This window comes from Pseudonocardia sp. EV170527-09, from assembly GCF_008369905.1.
In the GTDB taxonomy this organism is placed as follows: Bacteria; Actinomycetota; Actinomycetes; order Mycobacteriales; family Pseudonocardiaceae; genus Pseudonocardia.
Window position 1 is genome coordinate 1 of the sequence record NZ_VRMC01000107.1, and the last position, 18,104, is coordinate 18,104.

Consider the following 18,104-nt stretch of genomic DNA (forward strand, 5'->3'; position numbering starts at 1 on the left):
ACCGCGTGCACGGTCGAGGCGGCCATGCCCAGGCGCCCGGCGATCTGGACCGGGCCCAGCCGGTGCCGCCAGCGCAGCCGTACGATTCGCCGCACCAGACCGACACGGGTCTTCGTCGGTGAGGACCTCGGCCGTGAGCTGCGGTCGGCCATCCCCGCCGGCCCCTCGGCCCGGTAGCGGTCGGACCACTTCTTGGCGGTCCGCGCGGAGACCATGAACATTGTCGCGGCCGCGGTGTGGGTCCAGCCGTGCTCGACGACGAGTTGAGCGAGCCGCAGCCGGGCGCGCGGGGTCAGAGCGGCGTTAGCGTGGGACACGAAGGCCTCCGGTGGGTGAAGCGGTTCCTCGACAGCTCCACTTCACAACCGGAGGCCTTCGTCTGTCAGCCAGACTCACCGCCCCCGGACGGGACAACCTCCCTGGACATCACACCTAGCGTCTGCGGACATGCGTGTTCTCGTCACCGGCGGTGCCGGATTCATCGGGTCCCACGTCGCCGACCGCTTCGTCGCCGACGGCCACGAGGTCGTCCTGCTCGACGCGCTGCTGCCGCAGGCCCACGGCGGCGAGGCCCCGGAGCTGGACCACGAGCTGGTCCGCGGCGACGTCCGCGACGGCGAGACCCTGTCCCGGCTCCTGCCGGGGATGGACGCCGTCTGCCACCAGGCCGCGATGGTCGGGCACGGCGTCTCCCCCGCCGACGCCCCCGACTACGCCTCCCACAACGACTTCGGCACCGCGGTGCTGCTGGCGCAGATGCACGCCGCGAAGGTGGGCCGGCTCGTGCTGGCCGGGTCGATGGTCGTCTACGGCGAGGGCCGCTACGACTGTGCCGACCACGGCGTCGTCCGGCCCGGGCCGCGCGCGCTCGACGACATCGAGGCCGGCCGCTACGAGCCCCGCTGCCCGGAGTGCGGCAAGGACCTCGAGTCCGGCCTCGTCCCGGAGTCCGCGCCGGTCGACCCGCGCAGCACCTACGCCGCGACCAAGCTCGCCCAGGAGCACCTCGCGAGCGCCTGGGCCCGCCAGACCGGCGGCACCGTGTGGTCGCTGCGCTACCACAACGTGTACGGACCTCGGATGCCCCGCGACACCCCCTACGCGGGCGTCGCGTCGATCTTCCGGTCCTCGCTGGAGCGGGGTGAGGCGCCGCGGGTGATGGAGGACGGCCGGCAGCGCCGGGACTTCGTCCACGTCACCGACGTCGCCGCGGCCAACGCGGCCGCACTCGTCGCCGATCCGGAGCCGACCGGTTTCGGCGCCGCGAACGTCTGCTCCGGCGAGCCGCACACCATCGGTGACCTCGCCGCCGAGCTGGCCCGCGCGATGGACGGCCCCGAGCCCGAGATCGTCGGCGGCGCCCGGCCCGGCGACGTGCGCCACGTCGTCGCCGACCCGGCCTACGCCGCCTCCCGGCTGGGCTTCCGCGCCCGGACCAGCTTCACCGACGGGGTGACCGCCTTCGCGACCGACCCGCTCCGTTCACCGATCGCTCCGAACCGCTGAGGGACGTCGTCCGAACCTCCTGCGGACCGTCCCGCATTCGGCGGGCGGTGGTCCGGCAGAGAGGTGAGGATCGCGACGTGCACCCGGAGATCGTGCTGCCGTGCCTCGACGAGGCGGAGGCGCTGCCGTATGTCCTGAAGCGGATGCCCGACGACTGGCCGGTGATCGTCGTCGACAACGGGTCGACCGACGACACCGCCGCGGTCGCGCGCGGGCACGGAGCGCGCGTGGTCGTCGAACCGCGACGCGGCTACGGCGCCGCCGTCCACGCCGGGCTGGAGGCGGCCACCGGTGAGCTCGTGGCCTTCCTCGACGGCGACGGCTCCCTCGACGCCGACGTGCTGCCCGGCATGGCCGAGACCGTCGCGTCCGGCCGTGCCGACATCGCCGTCGGACGGCGGGTGCCGGACACGGTCGGTGTGTGGCCCTGGCACGCCCGCGCGGCGAACGCGGTGATCGCCGGGATGCTGCGCGCCCGCGGGGTCCCGGTGCACGACATCGCCCCGATCCGGGTCGCGCGCCGGCAGGCACTGCTGGACCTGCAGATCGAGGACCGGGCGTTCGGCTACCCGCTGGAGCTGCTGCTGCGGGCGGGGCGCGCGGGCTGGCGGTTCGACGAGATCCCGGTCGCCTACTCCCGCCGCGCCGGCGGGCGGTCCAAGGTCTCCGGCTCCGTCACGGGCACCGTCCGGGCCGGGCGCGACATGATCCGGCTGCTGCGATGACCGGCTCCGTGACCACCGTCGTCCTCGCGAAGGCCCCCGAGCCGGGCCGGGTCAAGACCCGGCTGTGCCCGCCCGCGACGCCGGAGCTCGCCGCGGCGATCGCCTCGGCGGCGTTGCTCGACACCCTCGACGCCGCCGCCGGGGTGCCCGGCGACACCGTCGTCGCGTTGACCGGGAACCGGACCGCCGCCACCGGTGCCGCCGAGCTGGCGGCCGCGCTGGACGGGCTCGGCGTCGTCGCGCAGCGGGGGGACGGGCTGGCCGCGCGGATCGCCGCCGCGCACGCAGACGCCCTCGCGCGCCACCCCGGCCGCCCGACCCTGCAGGTCGGGATGGACACCCCGCAGGCGTCGACCGCGCTGCTGTCCCGCTGTGCGGACCGGCTCACCGAACCGGGCGTGGACGCCGTCCTGGGCCCCGCGAACGACGGCGGGTGGTGAGTGCTGGGACTGCGCGACCCGCTCGCCGCCGCCGCGCTGCACGGCGTGCCGATGTCGACCGCCGAGACCGGCGACCGGACGCTGGACGCGCTGCGGGCCGCCGGGCTGCGGGTGGTCCTCGCCGAGCCGCTGACCGATGTCGACACGGCCGCGGAGGCCGTCGCCGTCGCCGCGCAGGTCCCGGGCAGCCGCTTCGCCCGCGCCGTCGCCGAACTGACCCTGCGATGTCCGGAGGTGTCGGCGTGACCGTGACCGCCGAAGGCTTCGACATGCCGCTGTCCGGCGCACCCACGCGCCTGCTCTGCGACGACGGCACCGAGATCGCCCTGGACGTCGACCGCTGGGCCGACGCGGCCGGTGGCTGCGACGACTGGCTGGTCCGCCACTGCACCGGCCCCACCGTCGACCTCGGCTGCGGACCCGGCCGGCTGCTCGTCGCGCTCGCCGCGCGTGGGATCGCCGCCCTCGGCGTCGACGGCTCCGCGGTCTCCCGGGTGCTCTGCCACCGCCGGGGCGTCCCGATGGTCCAGGCCGACCTGTTCGGCCCGCTGCCCGGTGAGAGCAGCTGGTCCCATGTGCTGCTCGCCGACGGCAACATCGGCATCGGCGGCGACCCGGCCGCCCTGCTCACCCGCGCCGCGCGGCTGCTCACCCGTGGTGGGACGGTGCTGGTGGAAGCCGACCCGCGTCCCGAGCACGCCTGGCGCGGCACCGCCCGTGTCCTGTGCGGCGGCGGGGCGGGCGAACCGATACCGTGGGCGGTGCAGGGCGCGGTCCCCCTCGCAGTGACCGCCGGCCGCGCCGGTCTGCGCGTGACCGACGTGCACCTCGGCACCAGAGTGTTCCTGGAGCTGACCCGATCGTGAGACGCATGATGCGATGGCGCAGCCCGATCCGGGGACCCTGGCTGACCTCGATGTTCGCCCTCCCGCTGCTGGTGGGGCTGCCGGTCGTCGCGTTCACCGGGCTCCTCGACCGGCTCGCCTACGGCCGGGAGCAGGCGATCCCGGCCGCCGACGCCGTCGGCGGGCTGCAGCTGCCCTGGGTGGACTGGCCGGTGTCGCCGGCCTGGCTGTTCCGGCTGACCGAGGGACTGCACGTCGGACTCGGCATCGTGCTGGTGCCGCTGGTCCTGGCGAAGCTGTGGTCGGTCATCCCGAAGCTGTTCACCGCGCCCGAGCGGAACCCGGTGAAGCTGCTGGAACGGCTGTCACTGGTGCTCCTGGTCGGTTCGATCCTGTTCCTCATCGTCACCGGCCTGCTGAACGTCCAGTACGACTACGTCTTCGGCTTCTCCTTCTCCTTCTACGACGGCCACTACGCCGCGGCCTGGGTGTTCCTGGCCTCGTTCGCGCTGCACGTGGTCACGAAGCTCCCGACGATGGTCCGCTCGCTGCGGAGCCGGTCGCTGCGCGCCGAGCTCGCGACGCCGCTCGCCGACACCCGTCCCGAGCCGGCGGCGCACCCGCTCGTCGCGCCGGACCCGGACCCGCCGACGATGTCGCGGCGCGGCGCGATCGCCCTGGTCGGCGGCGGGATGCTGTTCGTCGCGGCGCTGACCGTCGGACAGTTCACCGACCAGCTCCGGTCGACCGCGCTGCTGCTGCCCCGGGGCCGGACGACGGCGCCCGGCAGCACCGAGCGGGGCGGGCCGAACGACTTCCCGGTCAACCGCACGTTCGTCGCCTCCGGGATCGCCCCGGCCGCGGTCGGCAGCGCCTGGACGCTGACCCTGACCGGCGGCGCGACACCGGTGGTGCTCGACCGCGCGGCGCTGGCCGCACTGCCCCAGCACACCGCGGAACTGCCGCTCGCCTGCGTCGAGGGCTGGTCGACCTCCCAGGTGTGGACGGGCGTACGGCTGACCGACCTGGCCCGCGCGGCAGGGGTGACCGACCCGGCGACCGCGGAGGTGCGGTCGGTCGAGGTGGGGAGCCCGTTCTCCCGGTCACTGCTCAACCGCGCCCAGACGCTGTCGCCGGACTCCCTGCTCGCCCTGCGGGTCAACGGCGCCGACCTGTCGCCCGACCACGGGTACCCGGCGCGGCTGATCGTCCCGGCGCTGCCCGGGGTGCACAACACCAAGTGGGTCGCGACGATCGGATTCTCCCGTGCTGCTCTCCGGTAGCCGCCTGCTCGCCGCCCTCGGCTGCTTCGCGCTCGCCGGATGGGCGGCGTACGCGATCGTCTCCGGGTCCCCGGACCTGGTCCGGATGGCCTGGTGGTTCGCCGGCGCGGTCCTGCTGCACGACCTCGTGCTGTTCCCGCTCTACGCCGCCGGGGACCGGCTGCTGCTGCTCACGCTGCCCCGCACCCGGGTACCGCTGGTCAACCACGTCCGGATCCCGGTGCTCGGCTCGGGGCTCGCGCTGCTGATGTTCCTGCCCGGGATCATCGGGCAGGGCGCGCTGAGCACCCTGAACGCGACCGGGCTCGACCAGGAGCCGTACCGGATGCGGTGGGTGTGGCTGACCGTCGTGCTGTTCGCCGTCTCCGCGCTGGTCTGGACGGTGCGGACACTGCTCGCCCGCCGGGCAGTATCGAGGGCATGAGCGAACCCGTCTTCGACAAGCGCGACCAGCTCGACAAGGTCGCCACCGGCCTGCTGGAGGGCGAGCGGATCATCGCCGTCTACGACGCGAGCGGCGCCGGCACCGGATTCCTCGGTCTGACCGACCTGCGGGTGGTCCTGCAGGACAACTCCTTCGTCGGCAAGCGCACGGCGATCACCTCGATCCCCTACGGCCGGATCTCCTCGGTCTCCTTCGTCGCCGACCGGAACCTGCTGGGCCGGTTCGCGAGCTCGAGCCAGATCGCGGTCACCGTCGGGACGGCCGTGCACGAGGTCGCCTTCCGCGGCGACGACAAGGCCCGCCACGCCCACGACGTGATCCTCTGGCACCTGACCCGGTCGTGACCGGGGGCACGCTCGGCGGCGGTCGCCCGGCCGGGTTGCGACACTGTGGTCATGAGCACCGGTCCCGTCCCGCCCGCCACCACCCCGGACCCCACCGACGTGCTCGTCGTCGGGGCGGGGCCGGCCGGGTCGGCGACGGCGGCATGGGCGGCGCGGCACGGCCTCGACGTCGTCCTCGCCGACTCCGCGACCTTCCCCCGGGACAAGGCCTGCGGTGACGGGCTGACCCCGCGCGCGATCGCCGAGCTGGGGCACCTGGGCCTCGGTGCCTGGGTGGACTCCCACGGCACCAACCGGGGGCTGCGCGCGCACGGGTTCGGGCAGGTCCTGGAGCTGCCGTGGCCGGGCGGATCGCTGCCGGCGCACGGCTCGGCGATCCCGCGCACCGAGCTCGACGCGGGCATCCGCCGGGTCGCGCTGGAGGCCGGCGCGACCCCGATGGAGGACGCCAAGGCCGTCGACGTGACGTTCTCCGGGGGCCGGGTCGACTCCGTGGTGTTCGAGGACGGCCGCTCCGTCCGGTGCCGCAGGCTCGTCGTCGCCGACGGCGCGCGCTCCACGCTCGGGCGGGTGCTGGGCCGCGAGTGGCACCAGGACACCGCCTACGGCGTCGCCGCCCGCGGCTACGTCACCTCCGGCCGGCACGACGACCCGTGGATCAGCTCGCACCTGGAGCTGCGTGGCGCGGCCGACGAGGTCCTGGCCGGGTACGGCTGGCTGTTCCCGCTGAACGACGGCCGGGTCAACATCGGTGTCGGCACGCTCGCCACCGACCGGCGCCCGGCCAACATCAAGCTGCGCGGCCTGATCGACCACTACGCGAACGCGCGCCGCGCCGAGTGGGAGCTCGGACCGAAGGTCGAGCTGGTCCGCTCCGCGCTGCTGCCGATGGGCGGGGCGGTGTCCGGCGTCGCCGGGCCGAACTGGGCACTGGTCGGCGACGCGGCGGGCTGCGTGAACCCGCTCAACGGCGAGGGCATCGACTACGGCCTGGAGACCGGACGCCTGGTCGCAGAGCTGCTCGCCTCGGGCGCGGACCTGGACCGCGCCTGGCCCGCGACCCTGCGCTCGCACTACGGCCTGGCGTTCTCCATCGCCCGCAGGCTCGCCGGGCTGATCACGATCCCCCGGCTGCTGCCGCTGGCCGGGCCGGTCGGGATGCGGTCGCGGGCACTGATGACGGTGGCGCTGCGGGTGATGGGCAACCTCGTCACCGACGCCGACCGCGACCTCACCGCCCGCGTCTGGCGAGCCGCCGGGAAGCTGTCGGTCCGCCTCGACGACCGGCCCCCGTTCCCCGCCGCCGACCTGCGCACACCGGTCGCGGCGCGCTGACCGCCCCGCGGCGCAGGATCACCGGGTGGTGATGGCGCGCCGTCCACCCGGGTGACCGGTTCCGGACGGTACGGTCCCGCCAGGAGGTCCGCCGCGACGGCGGACGGCCGGTGCGCGCGCCCGCGGTCCGGCCGCACCAGCAGACCGGGAGGGCCCGTGACCCGCGGCGACGATCCGGAGCGCACCCGCAGGGACGCGTCCGACCCGTGGCGGACGGGGAACCGCCGGCAGCGGCCGCCGAGCGGTCCCGCGCCCGACCCCACCCGTCGCGTCGGCGGGTCCCGGCCCGCACCGCGGCGCGCCGACGAGGACCCGGCCACCCGCAGCAACGCCCCGGACGCCACCCGCCGGGTCGGCCCGCCCCCCGGCCCCGGCCGTCCGGGCTCCGGCGGTCCCGGTGGCCCCGCGGACGGCACCCGACGCCTCGGGCCCGGCGAGGCCCCGACCCACCACCTCGGTGCCCCGCCGACCGCGGCCTACAGCGCCCCGCGGCCGTCGCGCCCGGACGTGACCCGGATGATGCCCGCCCCCATCACCGAGCCCGAGCTGCTCGGCGGCCGGTACCGGCTGGAGGGGCTGATCGGCCAGGGCGGGATGTCCGACGTCCACCGGGCCACCGACACCCGGCTCAACCGGCCGGTCGCGGTGAAGATCTTCGGTGCGGCCGACGACCCGAGTGCCGACCAGCGTTTCGAACAGGAGGCGCAGGTCATGGCGAACCTGCGCCACCCGGGGCTGGTCGCCGTGCACGACTTCGCCGTCGAGGCCGACCGCGCCTACCTGGTGATGGAGCTCGTCGACGGGCCGACGCTCAAGGACGTCATCGCGTCCGAGGACCTGCCGCCCGAGGACATCCGGCGGATCGGCGCCGAGGTCGCCCAGACCCTGGCCTACGTCCACTCCCAGGGCGTCACGCACCGCGACGTCAAGCCGTCGAACATCCTGATCGACTCCGACGGCCGGGCCCGGCTCGCCGACTTCGGCATCGCCGCCCTGCTCGGGGCCGACGGCCACACCGCGGCCGGCGAGATCATCGGGACACCGGCGTACCTGTCGCCGGAGCAGGTCCAGGGCCGCCCGGTCGGACCGCCGACCGACGTGTACGCGCTCGGCCTCGTGCTGCTGGAGGCCTGGACCGGGCGGCAGGAGTACCAGGGACAGGGACTCCAGGGCGCCGCCGAGCGCGTGAACCGCGCCCCGGTCGTGCCCGCGGACGTGCCCGAGCCGCTGCGGACGGCGATCGCGCAGTCCACCGCCACCGACCCGGCGCGGCGCCCGGACGCCCGTCGCGTCGCCGAGATCCTGGCCGAGCCGACTGCCGTCGCGACACCGGTCGTCGCACCGGAGCCGGAACCCGAGCCGCGAGACCTCGGCTCGTCGGGGATCGGGAAGTGGATCGCGATCGGCGCACTCGTCGTCGCGCTGCTGGTGCTGCTGCTCGGGTTCCTGCTGTTCGGCAACGACGACTCCGGCACCCAGGCGCCGCCGACCACCGAGACGAGCGCACCGCCCACCACCGAGACGACGACCGAGACGACCGAGGCCCCGACCAGCGAGAACGGCGGCGGCATCCAGATCCCCAGCAACATCCCGGGTCTGCCGGCGAACCTGCCGTCGCTCCCGTCGAACCTGCCGTCGCTGCCGACCGAGCTGCCGTCGTTGCCGTCGCTGCCCTCGAACCTGCCCGACCCGGGCCAGATCGGGCAGGACGCGCAGGGCTTCTGGGAGGCGATCCAGCGCTGGTGGTCCGGGATCACCGGGAACTGACGTGTCCCGTCCGACCCGGTGCGGCGCGCGCCGGGCCGGACGGGGACCATCGGAGGTGACACGGGCGCGGTCGGTGCCCGGTGACCACCTGCGGAGGAGTTCTCGGTGAGCGCGAGCACGGAGCAGGCGACGACCGACGCGGCCGGCGGTGTGCAGCCCGCACCGGCGGTGCCGGCGCGGCAGGACCGCCGGGCCCTCCTGACCGCGCTCACGGTCGCCCTGGTGCTGCTGTTCGCCGGTGCCGCGGTCGCCGTCTCGATCGGCGACGACGGCTTCTGGCGGCAGAGCGGGCTGCCGGTGCCCGAGCCGGGTCTGAAGGCGGCGACGGTCGTCGCGAAGGTCCTGGCCGTGGCCGCCACCGCGCTCGCCGCCGGGTCGCTGCTGGTCGGCGGGCTGGTCGCGGCCCCGCAGACGTCCGGGACGGTCGACGTCCACGGCTACCGCGCGCTGCGCCGGGGCACCCTGGCCGCCACCGTCGCCGGGGTGTCGGCGATCGCCGCGGGCTGGCTGTCGGTGGCCGACATGACCGGCAACTCCCCCGGCGTCCTGGCGTCGGTGGGCCCGTTCGGGTGGCTCGGCGCCGCCGCGACGATCGAGGAGCCGCTGGGCTGGGCGCTCGCCGGTGCCCTGCTGCTGCTGGTCGCCCTCGGGTCGGCGTTCTCGCTGAGCTGGAAGGCCGCCGCCGCGCTCGGGCTGCTCGCCGCATGCGCGATGGCGGTGCCCGCCGCGGTGCACCCCGCCGCGACCGGGGCCGGGCACGACTGGAGCGGCGACGCGAACGTGCTGCGCGCCGTCGCCGGCACCGCCTGGCTGGGACTGGTCGCCGCACTGGTCGCGTTCCGCGCCCACGGCGGCGTCGTCGAGGGACGGACCGCGGGCCGGGTCCGCGGCCTGCTCGCGGTCGGCGGGGTCGTGTACCTGGTCGGTGAGGTCGTCTTCCAGCTGGTGGTGACCGACGCCGGGCCGCTCGGCGGGTCGCCCTACGTGCGGGTCGCCGTCGTCGTCGCGGTGCTGCTCGCGGCCCTGGTCCCGCTGACCGCGCTGTTCGTCCGCGGGCTCGTCGCCGACCCGGCCGGACCGGTGCCGGGCCGGTTGCTGCCGGTCGTCGCGGTGCTGGGGGCGACGGTGGCGACGCTGGGTATCGCGAGCATCCGGCTGGTTCCGCCGCGGTTCGTCGTCGCCGACGACTCGGCTCTGCAGACCCTGATCGGCTGGGACATCACCCGGCCGTTCTCGGCGCTCGCGGTGCTCGTCGACTGGCGCTGGAACCTGCTGTTCGGCACCGGCGCGCTGGTGCTCGCCTGGCTGTACCTGGCCGCCGTGCGACGGCTGGCGGCCCGCGGGGTGACGTGGCCGGTCGGGCGCACCGTCGCCTGGCTGCTGGGCTGCGCGACGCTGCTGCTGGCGACGTCGTCGGGGCTGGGCTTCTACTCCCCGTCCATGTTCAGCGTCCACATGATCAGCCACATGACGCTGAACATGCTCGCGCCGATCCTGCTGAGCCTCGGCGGCGCGGTCACGCTCGCGCTGCGGGTGCTGCGCCCGGCGGGCCGCGGCAACCCGCCCGGCCCGCGGGAGTGGCTGCTCGCGGCGGTGCACTCGCGCGTCGCGAAGGTCGTGACGCACCCGGCGTTCGCGGCGGTGCTGTTCGTCGGCTCGTTCTACGTCCTGTACTTCACCCCGCTGTTCGACGGGGCGCTGCGGTTCCACTGGACCCACCAGCTGATGAACCTGCACTTCGTGCTGGTCGGCTACCTGTTCTTCTGGCCGCTGATCGGCGTCGACGCCGCCCCGCACCGGCTGCCGCACCTGGGGCGGCTGGCCGTCATGCTCGCGACGATGCCGTTCCACGCGTTCTTCGGCGTGGCGGTGATGAGCTCCTCCACGGTGCTCGGGGAGAACTTCTACCGCCAGGTCGGGCTGCCCTGGGTGGACCTGCTCGACGACCAGCGCACCGGCGGCGGGATCGCCTGGGCGACCGGTGAGATCCCGATGCTGCTGGTGATGGTCACACTCGTGGTGCAGTGGTCGCGCGACGACTCCCGGGAGGCCGCCCGCAAGGACCGGCAGGCCGAGCGGGACGACGACGCGGAGCTGAAGGCGTACAACGCGATGCTGGAGCAGATGCGGCGGGGCGGGTGAGCGTGGCGGAGCAGCCGCTCGACCTGGAGCTGCTCGGGACGGTCGTCGAGGAGTACCAGGTCGAGGCACGGGTCGGTGCCGTGCGGATCGGGGGCGAGCGGCTGTCCGTCGACCTCGTCCTCGACCAGCCATGGCAGGAGGACGTCGAGGAGCTGGCGTGGACGCACGTCCGGATCGACGCCGACGGCGTCCTCGGCTGGGAGCTCGCCGGCACCCCGGGGCCGGACGTCACGCACGTCGAGCTCCACGACGAGCACCCGGTGCTCCGCCTGCACACCGAGATCTCGGACTCGGTGTACGTCCGCGGTGCGCCGCCGGAGCCGGAGCTGCTGGCGTACCGGCTCCGCGTCCTGGTCGAGTCCGAGACCGGCGGCTGGTACCCGCCGTCGGAGTGCTTCCACCGGCTCGACGACCTCCCCGCGCACCTGGCGGGTGGTCGGGGCCTGCTCGCGCGGGGGCCGCGCGGCCTCATCGACGGCATCGCCCGGCTGCTCACCGAGGCCGGGGTCACCGCGGACGTGGTGCCCGGCCGTCACCCGAGGCGACGGCACGTCACCGACGGCGGCCCGCCGCCCCGGCTCCTCGACCTCGGCGCGGCGGGCCACGTCGTCGCCACCTCGTTCGCGGCGCACGGGGAGCTGCCGGTGCAACCCGTGCTCTGACCAACGGGCCCCGATCCGGACGACCGGTCTGTCACACCGGACGATCGGACGGGTACCCGGCCGCACCACGGCGAAGGCTGACAGCGTGACCGACACATCCACCTCCACCCGTCCGGACCGCACCGCCTGGGGCGCCGTCGGTGTCATGGCCCTCACGAGCTTCGTCCTGGTCCTCGCGGAGTTCCTCCCGCCCGGTCTGCTCACCCCGATGGCCACCACGCTCGGCATCACCGAGGGGCAGGCGGGCCAGGCGGTGTCGGCGACGGCGTTCGTCGGGCTCCTCGTCGCCCCGACGATCGGCGCCCTGCTCCCGCGGGTCGACCGCCGCGCCCTGCTGACCGTGCTCGCGGCGGCCGCCGCGGTGTCGAACCTGCTGGTCGCGATCGCGCCGAGCTTCGTCGTGCTGCTGGCCGCCCGGCTCCTGCTGGGTGCGGCGATCGGCGGGTTCTGGGCGATGTCGCTGGCGGTGGCGTTCCGGCTGAGCACGCCGGGCCGGCTCGGACGGTCGATGATGCTGGTCAACACCGGCACCACCCTCGCGACGGTCGCCGGGGTGCCGGTGGCCGTCTACCTCGGTGCGCTGGCGGGGTGGCAGGCCGTGTTCGTCGGTGTCGCGGTCCTGTCCGCGCTGACCGCGCTCACGATCCGCACCGTGCTGCCCCCGGTCGCGCCGGACGCCGCCGACGGGCTGCGCCCGCTGGTCGACACGCTGCGCGCCCCCGGGATGCCGCGTGGGCTGGCCGGTCACGTACTGACCGTCCTGGGGCACTTCGCCGCGTTCACCTACGTCCGGCCCGCGCTGGGGACCGTCCCGGGGCTCGACGCGGGCGGGGTGGCCGTGCTGCTCGCGGTGTTCGGCGCCGGCGGGGTGGTGGGCAACCTCGTCGTCGGGATGCTGGTGGACCGGTACCTGCGGCTGGTGCGGTACGCCGTCCCGCTGGTGCTGGCCGCCGGGGTCGCGTCGGTGGCGACGTTCCCGGCGGTCCTGCCGGTCGTCGTCGCGGGTGTCGCGGTGTGGGGGCTGTCGTTCGGTGCCTGGCTGACGGTCGTGTCGACGTGGATGGCCCGGGTGGTGCCGGACCGGATGGAGGCGGGCGGCGGGCTGCTCGTCGCGGGCTTCCAGCTCGGCATCACCGTCGGCGCCGTCGTCGGCGGGCTGCTCGTCGACGGCGTCGGGGTCCGCGTCACGCTGGCGGCGGCGGCCGTGGTGGCGACGGTGGGTGGGCTGGCGTTCGGGTCCGCGCCGCAGGAGCCGAGCCGGTCGTAGGCCGGGTTCAGCGGGCCCGGACCGACCGGGCCGAGGCGCGCCACTGGGACGGCGACATGCCGGCTTCCCGCCGGAAGGCGCGGGCGAACCCCAGCTCGGAGCGGTAGCCGACCCGGTGCGCGACCTCCGCGACGGTGGCCGTGTCGTCGGCGAGCAGCTCCCGCCCCGACCCGACCCGGACGGCGGTCAGGTACCCGGCGGGGCTGCGCCCGACCAGCTCGGTGAAGCGTTCGGCGAAGGCGGCCCGGGACATGGTCGCCTCCCGGGCCATGTCGGCCACCGTCCAGGCGCGGGTGAGGTCGGCGTGCACCGCGCGCAGGGCCCGCCCGATGCGCGGGTCCAGCGCGGAGGACAGCCACCGGTCCGCGCAGCAGGGCTGCTGTTCGACCCACATGCGCACCGCGGTCACCGCGATCGTGGTCGCGATCCGCGAGCAGATCACCGTGTCGCCGCTGCGGACCGCCCCGCCGACGGTGCTCCACCCGCACGCCATGCCGCGGACCAGGGCCGCCATGCCCGGCTCGGCGGCCCCGAACGACCGGGCGACCACCGCGTCCGGGAGCGGGCCCTCGTCGGGCCGCCCGGCCGGGGGCCGGGTCAGCTCCACGACGGTGGCCTCGGCGCCGCCGTCGCCGCGGACGGTCAGGTCGGCGTGCCGCGGGACCAGGACGAGGTCGCCCGCCGCGACCGGGGTCCAGCCGCGATCGGCCGCCGCCCGGACCGCGGCGCGGCCGTCGTGCAGGAACACGAACCCGGCGGTGTCGCGGAGCACCGTGGACACGGCGCCGTCGGTCACCCGGGATCGGCGGGACCGGCGCAGCTCCCACTCCATGCCGGCGAGCATCCGGTCGAGACGGGAGTCGATCGCATCGGGTAGAGGTGCGGTCACACCGTGCTCAGCCACGCTGCCCGACCTGCTATTCCGGTCGGTGCGCAGCAGCTCGTCACGGCCGCGGTGCGGGACCACCTCGGTAGCTGTTCACGGGAGTGGACGCTCGTCCTGCGGACCGGATGCGGAAAGCCCCCACCGACGGCCCCGGACGGGAGTCAGTCCCGCGCCTCGACGTAGTCGGTGTTCTCCTCGCCGACCGGGGTGCGTGACCCGCCCAGCGCCCCGTCGGCCCAGCTCGCGGCCTTCCGCAGCCGCAGGCTGTTGGTGACCACCAGGAACGACGAGAGCGCCATCGCGGCCCCGGCCAGCAGGGGGTTCAGCAGCCCCGCCATCGCGACGGGGATCGCCGCGGTGTTGTAGCCGAACGCCCACCACAGGTTCCCGCGGATGGTGCCCATCGTGGCGCGGGCCAGCTCGACGGTCGCCGGGAGCACGCGCAGGTCGTCGCGCACGAGCACGACGTCGGCGGCCTCCAGGGCGACGTCGGTGCCCGAGCCCACGGCGATGCCCAGGTCCGCGGCGACGAGCGCGGCGGCGTCGTTCACCCCGTCGCCGACCATCGCGACGGTGCGGCCCTGGGCCTGCAGCGCACGGATGTGGTCGACCTTGCCGTCGGGCAGCGCGCCGGCGACGACCTCGGTGATCCCACAGGCGGCGGCGACGGCGTGCGCGGCGGCGGGCCGGTCACCGGTCAGCAGCACCGGGCGCAGCCCCATCGCGACCAGCTCGGCGACGGCCACCGGCGCGGACTCCTTCACCGGGTCGGCCAGCGCGATCAGCCCGGCGAGAGCCTCGTCGACGTGCACGGCGACGACGGTGTGCCCCGCCGCCTCCCACTCCGCGAGCCGCCCGGCGAGCGCACCGGTGTCCTCGGGAGGCCGCCCGACGGTGACGGGGCGGCCGTCGACGGTGCCGCGGGCGCCGAGCCCGGGCAGCGCGACGAACTCCTCCACCGCCGGGACGTCCGGACCGGCGTGGGCCCGGATCGCGACGGCGATGGCGTGCTCGGACCCGCTCTCGACGGCGGCGGCGCGGGCCAGCAGCTGCGCCGCGTCGCCACCCGGGACGGCCGCGACCTCGACCACGGCCATCCGCCCGGTCGTCAGCGTGCCGGTCTTGTCGAGCACGACCGTGTCGGCGGCCCGGGTGGTCTCCAGAGCCCGGTGCCCCTTCACGAAGATGCCCAGCTCGGCGCCGCGGCCGGTCGCGACCATCAGCGCGGTCGGCGTCGCCAGCCCCAGCGCACACGGGCAGGCGATGATCACGACGGCGATCGCGGGGGCCAGCGCCCCGGCCCACCCCGCGCCGGCCAGCAGCCAGCCCCCGAGGGTGAGCAGCGCCAGCGCCAGGACCACCGGCACGAACACCGACGACACCCGGTCGACCAGCCGCTGCGTCGCGGACTTCTCGGTCTGTGCCCGCTCGACGGCCGCGATCATCCGCGCGAGGCGGGTGTCGGCCCCGACCTGCTCGGCGACGACGACCAGCCGCCCGCCCGAGGCGATCGTGCCGCCGGTGACGGCGTCGCCCGGCCCGACCTCGACCGGGACCGGCTCGCCGGTCATCGCGCTGGTGTCGACGGCGGCCCGCCCGGTCTCGACGACGCCGTCGGCGGCGACCCGCTCGCCCGGCCGCACCAGGAAACGGTCGCCGACCCGCAGGCGTCGCACCGGGACGCGGGACTCCGCACCCCCGGACAGGACGGTGACCTCGTCGGTCTCCAGCGCGGCGAGCGAGCGCATGACCCGCCCGGCGGTACGGCGGGCGCGGGCCTCGAAGTACCGCCCGGCCAGCACGAACGTCGTCACCCCGGCGGCGACCTCGAGGTAGAGCGGCCCGGAGGGGTGCAGCACCGCGTCCCACCCGGTCAGGGTCTGCCGGGTGTCGAGGAAGGCCATCTCCCCCAGCGACCAGGCCGAGGCCGAGATGACGCCGAGCGAGACGAGGGTGTCCATCGACGTCGTCCCGTGGCGCAGGTTCAGCACCGCGGTGCGGTGGAACGGCCACGCCGCCCAGCCGACGACGGGCAGCGCGAGCGCCACGACCACCCACTGCCAGTACGGGAAGTGCAGCGACGGCACCAGCGACATCGCCAGCGACAGGTCGGCCAGCGGGATGAACAGGATGAGCGCGACGGCCATCCTGGTCCGCAGCCGGCGCAGCGCGGTGTCGTCGGAGGTGGCCTCGTCACCGGTGTCGGTGGGGCGGATCTCGGTGGCGCCGTACCCGGCCTTGCGGACCGTCTCGACCAGGGTGGAGACCGGGGTGGCCGACGGGTACCGGACCAGCGCGCGCTCGGTCGCGAGGTTGACGGTCGCGTCGACGCCGTCGAGCCTGCCGAGCTTGCGCTCGACGCGGCCGACGCAGGCGGCGCAGGTCATGCCGTCGATCTTGAGTTCGACCGTACGGACGTCCGTATCCGGTGCGGACCGGTCCACGGCGCTGTCGGTACTCACGACCCCATGGTTCTACACGCGATCGAAGATCCGCCACCCGGGCCCCTGACCTGCGGCGGACCGGCGCCCCGCCGAACCGTTGCGGGACGAGAGGGCGTACAACTGGTCGTCGGGAGTGGGGCACGCGGACATCCGAGGAGGAGACCCTGATGGCCACCGGGAAGCGGAAGGCGGCGGCGAAGAACCCGCTCACCGCGAAGAAGGGACCGTCGCAGTTCACGGTGATCGCAGTGATCGTCGTCGTGGCCTTCGCGGCGGTCGTCGGTGTCGGCGTCTACTGGAAGAACTCCGGCGGCGGGATCGCGGTCCCGGCCAACGCGTCCGCGCAGGGCGTGACCGTCGGCAACGAGGCGGCCCCGAAGACGATCGACATCTACCTCGACTTCCAGTGCCCGATCTGCAAGCAGTTCGAGGCACAGGCCGGGCAGACCCTCGACCAGCTCGTCTCCTCCGGCCAGGCGAAGATCGTCTACCACCCCATCGCCATCCTGGACCGCGCCTCGTCGACCCGGTACTCGACCCGTTCGGGCGCCGCGGCGGGGTGCGCGGCCGCAGCGGGGGTGTTCCCGCAGTTCGAGAAGGAGCTCTACGACAACCAGCCCGCCGAGGGCGGCGCCGGGCTCCCGAACGAGCAGCTGGTCGCGCTCGGGCAGAAGGTCGGCGCGGGCGGCGACTTCGCCCAGTGCGTCGACGACCAGCGCTACGCGCCCTGGGTCACCCAGATCACCCAGCAGGCGCTGCGCGACGGTGTGTCCGGCACCCCGACCGTGAAGGTCGACGGCACCCCGGTCGACGCGACCCCGCAGGCCGTCGCGCAGGCGGTCGCCGCGGGCTGACCACGCAGGTCCGGCCCCCGGCGGCGGACCGGACGCGCCATCCCGGTCTGCAATTGCACCCGCAGTAGCATCGTGGGCGACCATCGGCAGGAGCCACCGGAGGACGCGTGGTCATGACCGCGGCCCACGGCCCACTCGTCATCCGCAAACGACTGGGCTGGGCCCTCAAGCAGCTCCGCACGGGGCGCCACCGGCAGCTCTCCGAGATCGCGAAGCTCCTCGATGTCTCGCCCTCCAAGCTGTCCCGCATCGAGACGGGACAGGTGGAGCCGAAGTTCCGTGACGTCCGCGACCTGCTGGACATCTACGAGGCATCCGACGCCGAACGCGAACGGATCCTGGGATGGGCGAACGACGCGAAGGCTCCGGGCTGGTGGGAGCCCTTCGGTCCCGCACCGTCGGGCGTCGACCTGGACATGCTCATCTCGCTGGAGGCGGAGTCCCGGGCCAAGGAGACGTTCAGCATCCCGATCTCCGGTCTCCTGCAGACCGAGGACTACGCGAGGTTGCTCCTGACCGAGGTGTTCGCCGGTCGGGCCCGGAGCGAGATCGAGCGCATGGTGGGGATCCGCCTCGGCAGGCAGAACGTGATCGAGCCCGACCGGGCCGAGGCACCGCCCCTGGAGCTCCACGTCCTCCTCGACGAGGTCGCGCTGCACCGGTGCGCCGACGAGGAGGTGCTGCGGGCGCAGATCGGCGAGCTGATCCGCCGGGGCGACCAGCCCAACGTCACGCTGCAGATCCTGCCGTTCCACGCCGGCTGGACGAGCGCGACCAGCACGTTCTCCGTCTTCACACCACGCCGTCCCGAGACGGACTGGCCGATGGTCAACGTCGAGGGCACGGAGAACGACGTCTTCGTCGACACCCCGCAGGCCGTCGCCGACTACCGGCAGATCTGGCGGCGGCTCCTCGACCGGGCCATGTCCCCCGACGAGAGCCGCGCGATGCTGGAGCGACGGTTCGCGGGGCGGTCCTAGCTGTGATGTCCAGGGAGGTTGTCCCGTCCGGGGGCGGTGAGTCTGGCTGACAGACGAAGGCCTCCGGTTGTGAAGTGGAGCTGTCTAGGAACCGCTTCACCCACCGGAGGCCTTCGTGTCCCACGCTAACGCCGCCCTGACCCCGCGCGCCCGGCTGCGGCTCGCTCAACTCGTCGTCG

General features: G+C 74.8%; 16 protein-coding genes and 1 pseudogene. 14 read left to right on the forward strand and 3 right to left on the reverse strand.

From position 1 onward, the window contains the following. Positions 1–317, reverse strand: a 317-nt coding sequence (locus FVA95_RS24445) for a leucine zipper domain-containing protein (RefSeq protein ID WP_149664620.1), incomplete at its 3' end; no start/stop codon positions are given. Positions 318–447: 130 nt separating this feature from the next. Here FVA95_RS24445 and FVA95_RS24450 point away from each other — a divergent pair. From FVA95_RS24450 to FVA95_RS24505, 12 genes and pseudogenes are all read left to right on the forward strand, one after another. Beyond that, a complete protein-coding gene (locus tag FVA95_RS24450; protein ID WP_149666242.1) occupies positions 448–1,506 on the forward strand; it encodes an NAD-dependent epimerase/dehydratase family protein in 1,059 nt (352 codons plus the stop codon). Between the two features lie 77 nt (positions 1,507–1,583). Continuing rightward, entirely contained in the window at positions 1,584–2,231 is a 648-nt protein-coding gene (locus FVA95_RS24455; RefSeq protein WP_149666243.1) for a glycosyltransferase family 2 protein, read from the forward strand. Further along, positions 2,228–2,917, forward strand: a pseudogene (locus FVA95_RS24460) (DUF2064 domain-containing protein). Before FVA95_RS24455 ends, FVA95_RS24460 begins: the two are co-directional and overlap by 4 nt. After that, on the forward strand, positions 2,914–3,537 hold the full coding sequence (locus FVA95_RS24465; RefSeq protein WP_240051705.1) for a methyltransferase domain-containing protein: 624 nt from the start codon (positions 2,914–2,916) through the stop codon (positions 3,535–3,537). Before FVA95_RS24460 ends, FVA95_RS24465 begins: the two are co-directional and overlap by 4 nt. A 5-nt stretch (positions 3,538–3,542) precedes the next feature. Next, entirely contained in the window at positions 3,543–4,799 is a 1,257-nt protein-coding gene (locus FVA95_RS24470) for a molybdopterin-dependent oxidoreductase (protein ID WP_149666245.1), read from the forward strand. After that, entirely contained in the window at positions 4,783–5,223 is a 441-nt protein-coding gene (locus FVA95_RS24475; protein WP_060713671.1) for a hypothetical protein, read from the forward strand. The genes FVA95_RS24470 and FVA95_RS24475 overlap by 17 nt, the downstream gene beginning before the upstream one ends. Then, on the forward strand, positions 5,220–5,588 hold the full coding sequence (locus tag FVA95_RS24480; RefSeq protein WP_149666246.1) for a PH domain-containing protein: 369 nt from the start codon (positions 5,220–5,222) through the stop codon (positions 5,586–5,588). Before FVA95_RS24475 ends, FVA95_RS24480 begins: the two co-directional genes overlap by 4 nt. Before the next feature lie 51 nt (positions 5,589–5,639). Further along, positions 5,640–6,923, forward strand: a complete 1,284-nt coding sequence (locus FVA95_RS24485) for a geranylgeranyl reductase family protein (protein ID WP_149666247.1) — start codon at positions 5,640–5,642, stop codon at positions 6,921–6,923. Between the two features lie 156 nt (positions 6,924–7,079). Beyond that, positions 7,080–8,690 (forward strand): serine/threonine-protein kinase, encoded by a 1,611-nt coding sequence (locus tag FVA95_RS24490; protein WP_149666248.1) that lies wholly within the window; start codon positions 7,080–7,082, stop codon positions 8,688–8,690. A gap of 105 nt (positions 8,691–8,795) precedes the next feature. Continuing rightward, positions 8,796–10,832, forward strand: coding sequence for a cytochrome c oxidase assembly protein (locus FVA95_RS24495; protein WP_149666249.1), 2,037 nt, complete (start codon positions 8,796–8,798; stop codon positions 10,830–10,832). A gap of 2 nt (positions 10,833–10,834) precedes the next feature. Next, complete coding sequence (locus FVA95_RS24500; RefSeq protein WP_149666250.1) at positions 10,835–11,494, forward strand: hypothetical protein; 660 nt, start codon at positions 10,835–10,837, stop codon at positions 11,492–11,494. Positions 11,495–11,579: 85 nt separating this feature from the next. Then, positions 11,580–12,761, forward strand: a complete 1,182-nt coding sequence (locus FVA95_RS24505) for an MFS transporter (RefSeq protein ID WP_240051706.1) — start codon at positions 11,580–11,582, stop codon at positions 12,759–12,761. Between the two features lie 7 nt (positions 12,762–12,768). Here FVA95_RS24505 and FVA95_RS24510 read toward each other — a convergent pair whose 3' ends face one another. Together FVA95_RS24510 and FVA95_RS24515 are read right to left on the reverse strand one after the other, a co-directional pair. After that, positions 12,769–13,665 carry a helix-turn-helix transcriptional regulator gene (locus FVA95_RS24510; protein WP_149666251.1) on the reverse strand — a complete coding sequence of 299 codons (897 nt, stop codon included), beginning with the start codon at positions 13,663–13,665 and terminating at the stop codon, positions 12,769–12,771. Positions 13,666–13,808: 143 nt separating this feature from the next. Further along, positions 13,809–16,109: a cation-translocating P-type ATPase gene (locus tag FVA95_RS24515; protein WP_240051707.1), complete on the reverse strand. Its 2,301-nt coding sequence runs from the start codon at positions 16,107–16,109 to the stop codon at positions 13,809–13,811. 149 nt (positions 16,110–16,258) lie between these two features. Here FVA95_RS24515 and FVA95_RS24520 point away from each other — a divergent pair, with 149 nt between their 5' ends. Further along, positions 16,259–16,945 carry a thioredoxin domain-containing protein gene (locus tag FVA95_RS24520; protein ID WP_149666252.1) on the forward strand — a complete coding sequence of 229 codons (687 nt, stop codon included), beginning with the start codon at positions 16,259–16,261 and terminating at the stop codon, positions 16,943–16,945. Positions 16,946–17,058: 113 nt separating this feature from the next. Continuing rightward, entirely contained in the window at positions 17,059–17,925 is an 867-nt protein-coding gene (locus FVA95_RS24525; protein WP_149666253.1) for a helix-turn-helix transcriptional regulator, read from the forward strand. Positions 17,926–18,104: the final 179 nt, after the last annotated feature.